The 14009-nt window shown below is 64.2% G+C and carries 9 protein-coding genes; 2 read left to right on the forward strand and 7 right to left on the reverse strand.

Going from position 1 to position 14009, the window contains the following annotated elements:
* Positions 1-98: 98 nt before the first annotated feature.
* The 7 genes from IMT31_RS06770 to IMT31_RS06800 all read right to left on the reverse strand — a co-directional run bounded on the left by IMT31_RS06770 (position 99) and on the right by IMT31_RS06800 (position 12047).
* A complete protein-coding gene (locus IMT31_RS06770; RefSeq protein ID WP_413544183.1) occupies positions 99-833 on the reverse strand; it encodes a TIGR02391 family protein in 735 nt (244 codons plus the stop codon).
* 171 nt (positions 834-1004) lie between these two features.
* On the reverse strand, positions 1005-2342 hold the full coding sequence (locus tag IMT31_RS06775) for a hypothetical protein (RefSeq protein ID WP_413544184.1): 1338 nt from the start codon (positions 2340-2342) through the stop codon (positions 1005-1007).
* 3 nt (positions 2343-2345) lie between these two features.
* Positions 2346-5183 (reverse strand): DNA methyltransferase, encoded by a 2838-nt coding sequence (locus tag IMT31_RS06780; protein ID WP_413544185.1) that lies wholly within the window; start codon positions 5181-5183, stop codon positions 2346-2348.
* Between the two features lie 1339 nt (positions 5184-6522).
* Positions 6523-7707, reverse strand: a complete 1185-nt coding sequence (locus IMT31_RS06785; protein ID WP_413544186.1) for a thiolase domain-containing protein — start codon at positions 7705-7707, stop codon at positions 6523-6525.
* Complete coding sequence (locus tag IMT31_RS06790) at positions 7704-9167, reverse strand: MFS transporter (protein ID WP_413544187.1); 1464 nt, start codon at positions 9165-9167, stop codon at positions 7704-7706. Before IMT31_RS06790 ends, IMT31_RS06785 begins: the two co-directional genes overlap by 4 nt.
* Before the next feature lie 25 nt (positions 9168-9192).
* Positions 9193-10749, reverse strand: a complete 1557-nt coding sequence (locus tag IMT31_RS06795) for a class I adenylate-forming enzyme family protein (protein WP_413544188.1) — start codon at positions 10747-10749, stop codon at positions 9193-9195.
* Between the two features lie 134 nt (positions 10750-10883).
* Entirely contained in the window at positions 10884-12047 is a 1164-nt protein-coding gene (locus tag IMT31_RS06800) for a PucR family transcriptional regulator (RefSeq protein ID WP_413544189.1), read from the reverse strand.
* A 433-nt stretch (positions 12048-12480) separates the two neighbouring features.
* Here IMT31_RS06800 and IMT31_RS06805 point away from each other — a divergent pair, with 433 nt between their 5' ends.
* Together IMT31_RS06805 and IMT31_RS06810 are read left to right on the forward strand one after the other, a co-directional pair.
* Positions 12481-13254, forward strand: a complete 774-nt coding sequence (locus tag IMT31_RS06805; protein WP_413544190.1) for an Ltp family lipoprotein — start codon at positions 12481-12483, stop codon at positions 13252-13254.
* A 165-nt stretch (positions 13255-13419) separates the two neighbouring features.
* Positions 13420-13674, forward strand: coding sequence for a hypothetical protein (locus IMT31_RS06810; protein WP_413544191.1), 255 nt, complete (start codon positions 13420-13422; stop codon positions 13672-13674).
* Positions 13675-14009 lie beyond the last annotated feature (335 nt).

The following is a 14009-nucleotide window of genomic DNA, read 5'->3' on the forward strand; positions in this document are numbered from 1 at the left end:
CTGGTTGTGCGCCATCAAAACAAAGTGTCGGCAAACTGTCGTTCATGAACGGATGTGGTCGCCATCCGATCAGCGGCACACGCGGGCCAACTGGGTGGCTAACTCCTCAGCACTTCGGCCTGATCGACCCAACGGGCCAACAGACTGAATGCCGCCAGCTGTTCGAGGGCCAGCTGCTCTTCACCTCCATCGGCGGGCGACGGTTGATGCATTCCGGGGTTGCGGATCGCCGCGTAGAGCCCGTCGGCAAACGCGCGAGCACCCACGTGACGGTTCTTGTACGAGTCGCTGCCATCGTCTCCCATCAGCCTGAGCCGGGGTGCGCCTTCCTTTGGGTCGTCCAGCGAGAAGGCTTCGTTGAAGAGTTTCCTTTCAGAGACGTCCACTCGCCCCAACTTCGCCTGAGTCTCGGAGTTGATGCGCAGGGCCGCCTGCATCACCGCCTGGTGAAAGTGGCCGCTGTTCCACAAGGACTTGCCGCTCTCCCAAGCCCACGAGTGAAGGTTTGCGGCATCCATGTCCGGGGCGTTGTCACCCAACTGTTCCGCGAGCTCGGCAGCCCGCTCCAAGGCGACCTTGGCCCGCGAAGCCTGCCCGCGAAGCCACTTGTATCGCTTGTCATCATCCGGCCGATCCCTGTTCCAGGAGGGGAGAACCCGATCCAAAATCTGCTCCACGACATGCGCCCGTTGCGCGGCCTCCGTTTCCGAACTACGCATGTGCGTCCCAAGAACAAAGACGCCGCCGCCACTGTTGTTATAGGCGACTTGAGCGGTCGCCTCCAGAAATCCATCGAGCTCGTTGATTGCCCACTCACGATTCAGCTGCGCCATGTGGACCATCTTGCCCTGCAACGTCCGACTACGGGTGAACTAGTCGTACCTGTGGATGGCGGGCCAGCGGGAAGACGGGCGGGAGCAACCGATTTGGAACATCCGACCGTTTCAGAAGTCAAATGTCGACGACATGCATATCAGCAGCGGCCGTCGCCTGTTGCATAGCGTTCAGTCAACCAGAACAAACGCATCAGCCAAGGGATCTGTTTCCAGAGCCGCCAGGAGAGACTTGGGCTTGACCCCGAGTTCCAATCCGATCCAGAAGCGCAAGACCAGAAGGTTTTCGCGAAGGGTGTTCATCTGAACAAGGGAGTCCGGTTCGGGGCGATCAGGGTGCTTCGCACCCATATACGCTTCGTCAGCGCGATCAATCCATCCTTCTACGTCCGAGAATGGCTTGACCTGCATATCCTTCAAGATCACGCGCAGCCCCGGCTTGAAGTTCATTTGCTTGCGGTTGTTGAGATTCGCTCCGCCACTCTTCTCAATGTCGACGAGGTATCCGAGCGCTTCCAGGGCGATACCGCTCTGCACCCCACTCGGGTGGCCCCAGCGATCGTCAGAGCGAAGAACATTCAGCAAAGGACCAATCACTCTGCCGTACGTCTTCCGGAGTTGTAACCAACGATGCACGCCACGGGGCCCTATTTCGTCATATGGGAAGAGGAAGTGAGGGTCCTTGGTCCACGGCTCATGCTTGGGAAATCGGTGAGTCACCACCGGCGACCAGCGCTCCCCCATAGAGGTCCCAGCCACACTTCGGTGAGCGTCATCGGAACGCCGCACTTTCGTGGAGGATATGCCGAATGGCTTCCAAGCCGCTATCGAGACAAGGTCGAGAATCGCCCCGTGCAACTGGAGATGTGCATCCCAGCTACGCACCCTGCTTACCGATGTCTCTAGTTGGACGCCCTCGTAGGCGAAGAAGCCACCAGTAGGATTCTCGGTTCGCCAGCTCGACTGCATCATCAAGTTCATCGGACGAGCAAGTTTGATCGGCTCGGCGTTCGTCAATGTCATCTGAACTGACTGGACTCGGTTCTCTTTGCTGGCCTTTATGTCGATGGTCATGTTACTTAAGCGTGTCCACGTAGCTAGCGCGGGAATCTCCGTCCGGAGGCCGTCAACCTTGGCGTAGTTGAGGTGCGTTCCACCTAGTACGGCAAAGTTCGCAACTATATGTCCCTGACCGACGCTGAGGCTGGACGTTGAGCCTGAGGAACGGCAACCGACCAGAACTACGGGTCCATGTGCGTCATGAACAAGAAGAATGTGCGGGGGACGATAGCTGTACTTCGTCCGGTCCGGGTCGTCGGCAAAATCAAACCCGGATGACCACCATCGACGATACGGGTCACTCTTCGCGAACATCCCCTGCAAAGGAACTGTCAGTTCAATCGTTGTTCCAGTGTCACGAAGCATGACCGCGATGCGCTCTGTATCCGGGTCTCCATCAACGAACCATCCCAGGCGTGGCTGTCCGGGAACTATCTCATTGGTCGCCATGGGTCAGCTACCGATTCGACTTTCTGAGCTCATTTCACTGAATCGGGTGAAGAGCAACTCCTGACGTTCAAGCTCGGTGCGGCATCGGCGGGTCGCACCGAGGGACTTATCCACTTCAGCGTCGAGGTCATCGTGTGCCTTGACCAGTGGGCGAGACATTCCCAATGGGGCGTAGTGCTGCGCCAGTGACCGGTCTGGTGTCTGGTCGCGCGCCACGAGCACGGCTTCCCCCGCAGCACTGAGTGCTTTGCGCTGAATGGGGGTGAGTGGTGGGAGCGGGAAGTTGTTCCAGGTGATGGTGCTGGAGAAGGACAGGTCGGATTTCATCCGCCCGCCGACGGTTCTCATCCAGGTGATGAACATCGAAGAGGAGGCGATCGCGAAGATCACCCCGTCGGGGTCCACGGCTCCGTACACCTTGTTCGAGATGATCGTTTCCGGCTCGAGGTGTCCGACCGGCAGGTAGCGGCGGGCCTCGCTGCTGACCTCGGGGATTCCCACGAAGGACACGTCAGAGACGAGCCCGCGTTGCCGGAATAGGTGGGGGAATCTCGCCCAGTCCTGGGTCGTCGCCGCCTTGGATTTCAGTCGCTCGGATTCCACGCCGGCAAGCCGGCGTTTGAGCTCGGCGGACTTAGTCGGTGCCGCGGGCTCCATGTCCTCCAACCAAAGACACCAGCGCTTCTGACCGTTAATCAGCTCCCTGGATCCCACATAGGGCCGCACATAGGGTGCCATGACCGGATCCGCCAGCACCCGCTCGTAGTCCTCGACAGGCACGACGAGGTTTCCCCCGTCAGTCGGCTTGGAGCCGTACTGGACTTCAGGCAGGTTGGGGGCCAGAGGCTGGGATCGTTTGGCGACTAAGACGTTGGGTCCGTCTACCAAGTAGGCGTTGATCTGTCCGGAGACCTTCCGTGCCTCCGGATCGGCCCGGACGTGGTCGTATTCGAAGAGCGAGGGCCGGGCGGAGAGATCGCGAGTGAAGCCGACGATGACGCAGTGCACGGCCGCCTTGCCTGGGGCTTCCGAGTCCCATTGGAAGGTGCGGTGGGCGAACTTGATCCGCCAGTTCTGCTCGAAGATGGGGCGGAAGAGCCGCTCGGGCTGGTCGCCCATCACGATGCTGTTGGTGGTCACAAACGCCCATTCGCCTTCCCGGTCAGACAGTAGGCGGAGAGTGAGCGCGTGCCAGCTGGTGACGAAGTCCAGGCGGGAGAGCTGCTTGCCCTCCCCCCAAGCGGCCTGCATGAGGGCTAGTTGGTCCTTGGTGCGGGTGTGGTCCCCGAGGAAGGGCGGGTTGCCGAACACGTAGGTTCGCCCTGGGACCTTGGGTAGGATCTCCCCCCAGTCCAGGGTCAGTGCATCGTGGTGGATGATCGTGGCCGTAATAGCGATGGGAAGCCGTTCGGGGGCCTGACCAAGGGCACGGGCCATCTGACGGTTGGCCTGGTGATCGACGAGGAACATGGCCGTTTCGGCGATCTTGGCTGGCCACCAGTTGATCTCGAAGCCGTAGAACCGATCAATGGTCAACCGCTGGTCCAGGGTCGCGTCCAGGGAGAGGTCGATGGAGCCGGTGCGCCGGCGCATTTCGGCCAGAATGTCGGTCTCGATCTCCCGCAACTGGGCGTAGGCCAGGTTCAGGAAGTTTCCGGCCCCGCAGGCTGGGTCCACGTAGATGTTGGTGGCCAGTTCCTCGATCAGAGCCAGGAATTCTTTGCGGGTCGTGGATTTGTTGCGGATCAGTCGGTCCGCGCGGGTTCGGTAGTCGTCCAGGAAGAGCGGGCCGAGAGTCTTGAGGATGTTGGTTTCGGAAGTGTAGTGCTCTCCGTCGCCGCGACGGGCTTGCTTGGACTTGACCAGTTGGAACATGGCCCCGAACACGGCCGGTGAGATATGGGTCCACCGGAACCTGCAGGCGGCCAGTAGTGCATCACGCATCTGTGCGGTGAGGAATCCGGCCCGGCCGGTGCCGTCGAAGATTCCACCGTTGACGTATGGGAACTGACCTAGGATGCCGGGGACGTGCTTGCGGCGGTTCGTGGGGCTGTTCAGGACCGAGAACAGTGCATCTAGCTGGGGACCGAGGTTGTCGGCGGTGGTGTCGATTTCCACCCACCGGTGGAACAGGTCGGACTCCCACAATCCGGCGTCGTCTCCGTAGAGCAGGAACAGCAGCCTGGTCAGTAAGATCGAGGCTTCCTGCGTGAGGGCGTCCTCCTCCTCGGCATTCTCCGGCGCGTCGTCGGAGACGGCCACGTCGACGTCCTCACCGACCAGCGCGTTGAACAGGCCCGCCATCAGACCGGCCGCTTGGATGGAGGCTTCTTCCTCTTCGCGTTTGGTGATTGTCTCCTGGCCGGCGAAGAAGATCAGTTCGTCGACGTGGTCGGCGATGTTGTCCAGCGAGAATCCGCTGGTCCACCGGTCCTCTCCGAGTCGGTCTAGGCGGAAGGTCGCGAAATCCGTCACCAGGACGAATTTGGGCCATTCGTGTTGCGCAACCGATCCGCCCGTGAGGTAGTCAAGGGCCTGCGCGTGGGCAATGTCCAGGTCACTGTCCAAGCTCTTGGCTTCGCCGATGACCACGCCTGACCAGAAGAAATCGATGTATCCCGTCCGTCCGGTGCTGGCCCGGGCCGCGTCGCGTTCGAACAGGTCGATGCGCTCCGGAATGATGCCGAAGCACCGCATAAGATCTGACCAGAACTGCTGAGCGAAGGACTTCTCCGTGTGCCCTTGCCCCGATGTCCGCCATTGTTCAATCCGCTCCGACCAAGCACTGGAGAATTCAGCCAGGTTACTGCGGATACGTCCTCGATCCAGTTGTTCCTGCACCGCACCCCTCAACTTTCCCCGGTTACCCGAGCACACTCATCATGAACAACTATCATCGCCCGATTTGGGGCTTCCTAGGGGAAACGCTACTCGGGTCGCGTTCCGCAAGGGCCCCTTCCAACGTAGGCACCGACCCACAAACGACTACCGCGAGAAGCAGCCGCACACTGGGATGTACGTAAGACTGGCACGAAGGACTGCATGGTGAAGGGGTTCTAAATGAAACAACCCGGGCACCCCCTGCACACTGCCCCGAGGTTGCACACCTCGCCGGCGCCGGATGCGCCCCGGCCGAGGCACCGAGACCCATAATTGAGTAATGCAACTCTGCTTTGTCACCCTGCTGTATCTACTTGCAGCCGTCCTCCCGATCGTGGGCATAGTCCGAGCGATCCTTCTTGTGTCTGGTCCAGCACGACAGCATCACCACCGACAACCCCATATACAGGCCATCAGGCAGGAAGCCTGGCGGAGGAAATCCTCAGCAACTACCGACTGCGAAAGGCAGTTGGCCGACGACTGGATCCTTCAGGAACTCGAGAAGAAGGACAAGTGGGGCAGGTCCTACGGCCAATCAGACTGGGGAATCACCACGACCAGTTCAGGAGCGGAGGCGTGGAAACAATTGAAGAGGCTGACATGGGACGGGGCATTGGTCGGCAGCGGCCTAGTCGCCGGATCCGCCGCAAGCATTTGGTCTCTGTGGCTCTAAGCATGCGGCCCGCATCCGCTGGAGCCGTCTCAAGCGACAACCTCCTCGGTGTCCACTGCGGGGCTAGCTTTCCTCAGCACCGTGTACAGGGCCTGCCGCGGAACCTCGCATTGTGCGGCTATCTGAGTCTTGGGGAGGCCCAGCTCGACCATCGCCTGGACCTGGGCGACATCCTCGGCTCTGAGCTTCGGCGTGCGCGGCTGGTCTATTAGGGAGGTGCCCAGTCCACTGTGAAGCTCAAGGGCAGCCCACGCGGTGCTCGGTGGCAAGGGTCGGCCGGCGGAACGCTCGGAATGCCGAAGCCGCTTCAGCTCGGCGGTCTCAATCAGCAGTCAACCGCCGACCTTCTGGCCGGCGAGCGACACGTGCGCCGGCAGGCGGCGTATCTCGTTCTGGGCGACGCCGAGCATCTCGGCAGCCTCTCGCATGCCGATCAGGAGCATGTATCAATAGGATTCCTAGCAACACTATTAATACATATAGCGGGAGGCCGGTCGTGGCTTGGGTCAGTTCAGTTCATGCCGACGGCCAAGTCCGCCGAGAAATAACCCAGTTTCATGTCGTTCTCACGTCCTGGCCTGATTGGCCAGCTGGTCTACGAGGGCCTCACCGCGGGGTAGCGCAGACCTACCGAGCCCCCAGCACCGCCACGTTGTTCGCCAGACCCAGCCCGCCCATATTGTGCACCGCGGCGATCCCCGCGTTGGGCAGCTGGGCCGCCCCGGCGGTGCCGGTGAGCTGCATGGCGGCCTGCACCAGCTGAGACACCCCGGTGGCACCCACGGGGTGACCCTTGGACTTCAGCCCGCCGGAGGCGTTCACCGGGAGAGCCCCGTCCCGGTGGAATCGCCCGGACTCCAGCTCGGCGATTCCCCGGCCAGCTTCGGCCAGTCCGAGGACCTCATAGAGCGCCAGCTCGGCGATGGTAAAGCAGTCGTGGAGTTCCACCAGGGACAGGTCCCCCACGGATACCCCGGCCCGGCCCAAGGCCTGCTGCCAAGCCCGGGCCGACCCCGCGAAGGCCAGCGGATCGCGCTGGCTGCCGCGGACGTGGTCATTGGCCTGGCCAGTCCCCAACACCCTGACACCCTCAGTGGCGGCGTCACCGGAGCGGTCCTCGGCGCGGGAGAGGACCAGTGCGGCGGCCCCGTCCGAGACCGGGGAGCAGTCGCTGCGGCGCAGCAGACCGGAGACCACGGGGTTCTTCTCCGAGGCGGTCTGGCAGAAATCCAGGGAGAAGTCCTTGTGCAGGTGCGCCAGGGGGTTCCTTAGGCCGTTCTGGTGATTTTTGTGTGCGATGGCGCCCATGGCATCCGACGGCGATCCCCCCTGCTGCTCATAGGCGTCCGCCACTTCGGCGAACAGCCGGGCGAAGCCCGTGGAGGAGACTTCGCCGGCGTGGTCGAAGTCCGCGCCCATCAGGGCCCGGCCCACGGTCTCGGCCGGGGCGGCAGTCATTTTCTCCGCCCCGACCACCAGCACGTTCTGCGCCAGTCCCGAGTGTGCGGACCGCACCCCGGCCTGGAAGGCGCTGGACCCGGAAGCGCAGGCGTTCTCCACCCGGGTGACGGGTACGCCCCACAGTCCTTCGTCCGCGGACAGCACCAGGGAGGACGGCGCGGAGAATTCTTGAAGCCCAGCGTTGAAGTTGCCCAACCAGACCTCGTCGATGTCCTTCGCCTCCAGGCCGGCGTGAGCGATGGCCTCTCGGACGGCTCGGCCGATCAGGGCCTCCAAATCGGCCTCGCTGCGTCCGAAGGGGGTGTGTCCCCAGCCGGTGATCAGCAGCTCCTCGCGGGAGGCGGCGGTCATAACTGCACCTTTCCGTACTCGGACTCTCCGGCTCCCTGTTCGGCCACTGCGTCAGGCCCTGTGGTCGAGGCATCGCGTACCGGCTCCGTTGTCTGCGCGCTGCCGCGGGCACCTGTGGCCAGGTCTGGAGGCAGATGGCCGCCGGAGACCTGCACCACCCGGGCGAAGTCTGATTTCTTCAACACCAGGAGGGAGGCCAGGGACAGCACGCCGGTGCCGACGAAGAACGTCCACGGCAAGGTGATGTCCCCGTCCAGAGAGATCAGCCAGGAGGCAATGAAGGGTGCGCTGCCGCCGAACACGGCCACCGGGACGTTGTAGCCCAGCGCGATGCCGGTGGAGCGGATGTGAGTGGGCAGCAGCTCCGTCATCAGCGCGTAGGTGGAGGAGGCGTAGAGGCCGAAGGTCACCGCGCAGGCCATCAGCGGCCAGACGAATGACTGGGCCGTGGCGCCCGGTGCGGACCAGAAGAACCACATCATGGAGGCCGTGGCCAGCACCCCGATCACCAGGAGGAACGGCTTTCGGCCATAGCGGTCAGTGAACCATCCGCCGATCGGCATGACGATGGCAGCCAGGACCCCGGCGGCCAGCACGTACCAGAACTTGGTGGTGTCATCGAAGCCCAGGTGGGTGGTGAGGAACGTGGAAGCGAAGGTCAGCACCAGGTAGAAAATGGAGGCGTGCACGGTGATGATGCCGAAGACCAGCGCGATCGGCCGCATCCACTGTCCGGCTTCGCGCAGCGGTGACTTGGCTTGACCGCCGCGGGCGGCGATGGCCTGGAACTCCGGGGTGTCCTCCAGCTTGAGCCGGATGTAGAGTCCCACGATGCCCAGCGGGCCTGCGACCAGGAAGGGCACGCGCCAGCCCCAGGCGAGCATGGCCTCGTCGCCGAGGGCCACGATCATGCCGTTGGCGACGAGGCTGCCGAGCACCAGGCCCATCACGGCCGTGAACATCAGCCATGAGGTGGCGTAGCCGCGGCGGCCGGGACCGGCGTACTCGGCGATGAAGGCCGTGACTGTACCGATCTCACCGCCAGCGGAGAAGCCTTGGATGCAGCGCAGCAACACCAACAGGATCGGCGCGAAGACACCGACTGTCTCATAGGTGGGCAGCGCCCCGATCAGGAACGTGGCACCGGACATCATGAGGATGACAGCCATCATGGTGCCCTTGCGCCCGAGCCGGTCGGCCAGGGGACCGAAGAAGATCCCGCCGAGCGGACGCATGAAGAAGCTCAGGGCGAAGACCGCGAAACTGCTCAGCAGCCCGAGCGCCGGGTCGTCTGCGGCGAAGAAGAGTTGGCCGACGTACACGGCCAGGAATCCGTAGGCGCCATAGTCATACCATTCGATGGCATGGCCGGAGATGGCACCAGCAAAGGCACGACGGCGGCGGGTCCGGCTCACCGGGTCGGCCGCGGCCGGTCCTGTGGTCGTCTGGGGTGTGCTCATGGTGTGCTCCCTTGTTGGGCCGACGTCAGCGGGCGATGGCCGAGCGGCGGATTTTGCCGACGCTGGTGCGCGGCAGTTCGTCGATGAGGTGCCAGTGGCGCGGCCTGGAGGCCGGGGCCAGATTCTCCCGGGACCAGGCTGCGAGCTCCTCTTCACTGGGCGGGTTCGCGGGGTCCCGGGCGACCACATAGGCCACCGGGATGACGTCCCGCACGGCGTCGGGAATGGTGACCACGGCTACCTCGAGAACCCCGGGGACCTCAGCGAGCGCCGCTTCCACCTCGGTCAGGCTGACGTTCTCGCCCGAGACCTTGACCACGTCATCCACGCGACCGACGAAGCGCCAGGTCCCGGCCGTGTCCACGGTGGCCAGATCCCCGGTGAGGAACCACGCGGCGCCCTCGGGGTCCGTGTGGAAGGACCGCTCTGTGGTCTCCGGGTCGTCAAGGTATCCGCGGAACAGGTCCACCCCACGCACCCCGCGGACGGCGATGATGCCACGTTCCCCGGCCGGGACCGGTTCGCGGGTGACAGGGTCCAGCAGGGTCACGGTGCGGCCCGGAGTCACGGTGCCGATGGTCTCGGCCCCGGGAGTGGCGCCGCGGTCCGAAGTGACCACAGCGATCGTCTCCGTCATGCCGTAGAGCTGGCGCGGGGCGGTACCGATCAGCCGCCCGAATTCTTCATGGTGGGCCGGGGCCAGGTTCTGGGCGAACCACAGGTGCTGCAGCTGCAGCGGTGCGGTGCCAGCCGGGGTGCGGGCCAGGATCATCCGGATCGGGGCCGCGAACAGTGAGGCGTGGGTGGCCTCGAGCTCGCGGCCGATCCGGATCCACTGGCTGGCGGAGAACGTGGCGGCCAGGCCCACGCTCGCGCCCACGGTCATGGCCGCGGCGAAGCAGTAGTACTGGGCATTGGCGTGGAACAGCGGCAGGGAGACGTACCAACGGTGTTCGGGGCGCAGCCCGGCGGATGGAGCCATGGACTGGCCGACTGCCGCGTAGTTGGCCTGGGTCAGGTCCACGCCCTTGGGTTCGGAGGTGGTTCCGGAGGTGAACATGATGGCCAGACGGTCCATCGGCTCCGGCATGGCGCGATCTTCGCGGGGCAGCGGTTCACCGTGGAGGGCACCGCCCGGGCCGAGGTCCTGCGCCGTTTCACTCAGCTCGATGATCGTCAGCCCTGCACCGGAGGCACCCTCTCGGTAGACCGCCGCCCTCTCGGTGGAGGCGAAACCGACCACGGGGTTGACCCGCTCGAGGTGCCGGCGAATGTCCCGTGCCGAGGCCGCCGGATCCGCCGGGACAATCCAGGCTCCCAATCGTGCCGCCGCCAGCCACACGGCAATGAAGCCCGGGCTATTCCGCAGGCACAGGTGCACCGCGTCTCCCGCGCCGACCCCATGGGCCGCCAACAGCCCGGCTGCGCGGTCCACGGCGGAGTCGAACTCGGCGTAGGTCCACCCCGTGGTGGCGCCATATATTTCACGAAACACCAGGAAGGGACGATCTCCGTGACGGACGACTGCGCGTTCCCAGATCTGGATGAAGGTGTCCAGGTGATCTGGTGGCGTGGCGCTCATGTGGGTCATCGTGGGCCTCCTGGTGGCGATCCGTCGGCAGTGCTTCCTTGCTCACGAATCTAGCCAGCCGGATGTGACCCAGGCCACGGAGGTGGCTCCGCCATTCACTCCCGGCCTTTGGAGAAAACTCCAATTCAGCGCGTTTCGGACCACCACGCCAGCACCAGGGCGAGGCCAGTCACCACTTCGGTGTCCTGCAGGGTGGCACCAGTCGCCCGCTCGAATCGTTCCAGGCGGTAACGCACCGTGTTCTGGTGGACGGTCAGCGCCTCGGCTGTCCGGCGGACATTGCGCCCATGGTCCAGGAACGCCTGCAGGGTCTCGAGGACTTCCGTTCCGGCACGAGTGCCCGGCTCCAGGGGCCCCAGGTACCGCTCAGACAGCACGTCCTGGGTCAGCTTGTCCAAGGGCAGGACCAAGCGCCACCCCACGTCCTCCATGGTGTGGACGCCAGTGGATGTGCTGGGAAGGGCTCTGAGGATCCGGTATGCCACCTCGGCGGATTCCTCCAGCAGCGGCAAGGGCCGAGACGGTCCGGCAGCCCAACATTGACCCTCGGCCCGGGTCACCTCATGCGGGTCTTTGGTGTCCGGCCAAATGAGCACTGCCTGGCCGTCGATGTCGGCCCTCAGCCCCGCCGCTGGGGCCGGGCGGTCAGCACCGCGGTCCCCGGCCGGCGTCGTTCTCTGCACCCTCTTCTCCAGGAGCACCCGGTACGGCATGCCCGGCTCGATCCCGAGATCCCGAAGCCGGGCCTCGAAACCGGCGGGCCACTCCTCGCCGTCGATGAGACGGCGGACCACCTCGGCACGCTCCAGGGCCTTGCGGACCGCCGACTGCGCCGCGTTGTACCGGTACTCTGCAGCCGCCCCCGCGGTAAACCAGTCACCCAACTGCCAGAGCAATTGCGAACCATGCAGGATCTGCGCCGCAGTCATCCCGGCGCTTTCGGCCAGCGCCAGGAAGTCCTGGTAGATGACCGTGAGGGAGATCCGGTAGGCCCGGATGATGTCTCCGATCGGCGCACCGGCATCCATGCGCTGCCTGGTGACGGCCCGATTCTCCGCCGCTTCCACGGTCGGCACCGTGCCGGACAGCAGAGTGCCCACGGCCCGCTCCAGGTTGACCTGCACCGAATCCAGCAGCTGCTCCTGGAGCACCGGCTCGTAGGACTGCAGCTCCTGCCGGATCCAGTCCGCGGCCCGGATCGCCATGTCCAATTTGGCGTCTCGCAGTTGTTCAGCAACTTCTTCCAGCCCCCGGGCCTTCTCCGGATCTACCTCGGCGTCGGCCGGCATCGCAGCATCTCCTTCGTGTACCGAATGGTCCTGCGTCCAGAATGTAGCGCACACGATCACCGTATTTAAGGTGAACGGCGCTGCTTCCCTGCATTTCCGGGCTTTTGCTTGCCCCTGAAGATGGTCAGTACTTAAATACGACGCGTCGAGGAATTCATCCACCGTCCCCCAGAGGATCTGAGGTGCCTCGGCAACAGCATCTTCATACTGCGACTCCCCACTCTGGTCATCCATCCACGGCAGCCCCCACGCAGTCGGCCTTATCTCGTCCGTGCCCCTCCGTAATGTCCGGCACAGATCGATCCCACCAGCAGGCGGGGCTTCCCTCGGTCTCTGTTCCGGCAGATCCGGAGAGTCGGAACGGCGGGGCCCTCCGCCGCCCCGGTTCACATCGTCTATCGCTTCCCCCGCGATCCTCATGAAGGAGCTACCCATGGCCAAGAACCAGCATTCCCCCTCCGGATACCCGCAGGACCCGACAACCGGCGGCACCCCGACTGACGCCATGCCTGCCAAGGCCGCCGGCCGCGCAGTCCAGCCCTGGTACAAGAAGAAGCGCGCCGTCCTCCCCACTGGGGTCCTGGCACTGTTCCTCGCCGTCGGCCTGACGGGCTGCGGTAGTGACGGCCAGGATTCGGCCGATGCTTCCTCAAGCCAGTCGGCCTCCCCCTCGGCCTCGGAAGACATCGAGCTCGCCGAGGCCACCGCGTCAGCCGATGCGGAGGCGGCGGAAGAAGCCGAAGAGTCGGCCCGTGCCGAGGCCGAGGCATCAGAGAAGGCAGAAGCCGATGCCCAGGCCGCCGAGGAGGCGGAGGCCTCCCAGAAGGCCGAGGAAGAGGCTCTGGCCGCAGAGGAGGCTGCAGCGGAAGAAGCTCGGGCTGCCGAGGAAGCAGAGTCGGAGGCCGAAGCCGAACGCGGCACCCTGAGCCAGCAGAATGCCCTTCGGTCGGCCCAGGACTATCTCGACTACACGGCCTTCTCCCGGACTGGGCTCATTGGCCAGTTGGAATACGAGGAGTACTCGACCGCCGACGCCACATGGGCCGTGGACCGCGTGGAGGTCGACTGGAACGAGCAGGCCGCCAAGTCCGCCGCAGACTACCTGGACTACACGTCATTCTCCCGCTCGGGGTTGATTGACCAGTTGGTCTACGAGGGCTTCACCGCGGAGCAGGCTCAGTATGGTGTGAGCCAGACGGGGCTGTAGTCAAAGCTGCCCGGTCTGACCGGGCCTTCCCCACCGGGCCTGCTGACAGCGGGGCCGGTGGGCCGCCGTCGTTGTTCTCCTACAGGTGCCGTGGCCCAGGCCGCGGCACCTGCCTCTACTCACTCGCTCGCACTCAACACTCCACAGAACGGATGTGCATCCACCATGTCAGACAGCGTCGGCAGCTGGTTCGCCGTAGGGACCATCGGCTCCATCATCACGGGTGGCGCAGCCTCCGTGGTCCCGCTCTACTTCGGGATGGAAGAAGGCTATGGGCTCAACTTCTTCGTCATCCTGTGCGTCGCTTCCCTGATCTTCGCCCTGGTGGCGCTGATCGCCATCGCAGGATTCCTGAACCTCGTGGTGCGATACCTGCGGGAGATCAGCGAGCAGACTGATGCGAGGCGCTCGAGGTTGTAGCGTCCCTTCGATTCACGGGTGGCGGGTTCCCCGTCCGTCCATCGCCGCGGGTTCTGCGCACCTGCGGCCTGGACCACCCAGCGCATGGCGTCGCCCGCCCCCAAATAATCGGGGGCGGGCGCTTTGCTGTGCCCTGCGGCTGGGATGACTCCATATCGGCTGTGAAGTAGTCGATCTCCAGATTTGACGCCCCAGAAACAGGGCGGACACATCCATCCACTTGACTCTTATCGTTCGCTTGATCGAAAAGAGGTGCCGAGTGGATTCGTTGGTCTTGCCCAGTCCGGCCGTGCATGAGCGCCGGCCGCTCCAGACGCGCCACGGTAGCGCCGGAC

Origin of the sequence: Citricoccus nitrophenolicus (genome assembly GCF_047305825.1) — a bacterium.
Lineage (GTDB): Bacteria > Actinomycetota > Actinomycetes > Actinomycetales > Micrococcaceae > Citricoccus > Citricoccus nitrophenolicus.

Coding starts and splice junctions, on each gene's coding strand:
- IMT31_RS06785 (WP_413544186.1), bottom strand. CDS start 7,707: ATGACCGCCGCCTCCCGCGAGGAGCTGCTGATCACCGGCTGGGGACAC.
- IMT31_RS06770 (WP_413544183.1), bottom strand. CDS start 833: ATGGCGCAGCTGAATCGTGAGTGGGCAATCAACGAGCTCGATGGATTT.
- IMT31_RS06790 (WP_413544187.1), bottom strand. CDS start 9,167: ATGAGCACACCCCAGACGACCACAGGACCGGCCGCGGCCGACCCGGTG.
- IMT31_RS06775 (WP_413544184.1), bottom strand. CDS start 2,342: ATGGCGACCAATGAGATAGTTCCCGGACAGCCACGCCTGGGATGGTTC.
- IMT31_RS06800 (WP_413544189.1), bottom strand. CDS start 12,047: ATGCCGGCCGACGCCGAGGTAGATCCGGAGAAGGCCCGGGGGCTGGAA.
- IMT31_RS06805 (WP_413544190.1), top strand. CDS start 12,481: ATGGCCAAGAACCAGCATTCCCCCTCCGGATACCCGCAGGACCCGACA.
- IMT31_RS06795 (WP_413544188.1), bottom strand. CDS start 10,749: ATGAGCGCCACGCCACCAGATCACCTGGACACCTTCATCCAGATCTGG.
- IMT31_RS06810 (WP_413544191.1), top strand. CDS start 13,420: ATGTCAGACAGCGTCGGCAGCTGGTTCGCCGTAGGGACCATCGGCTCC.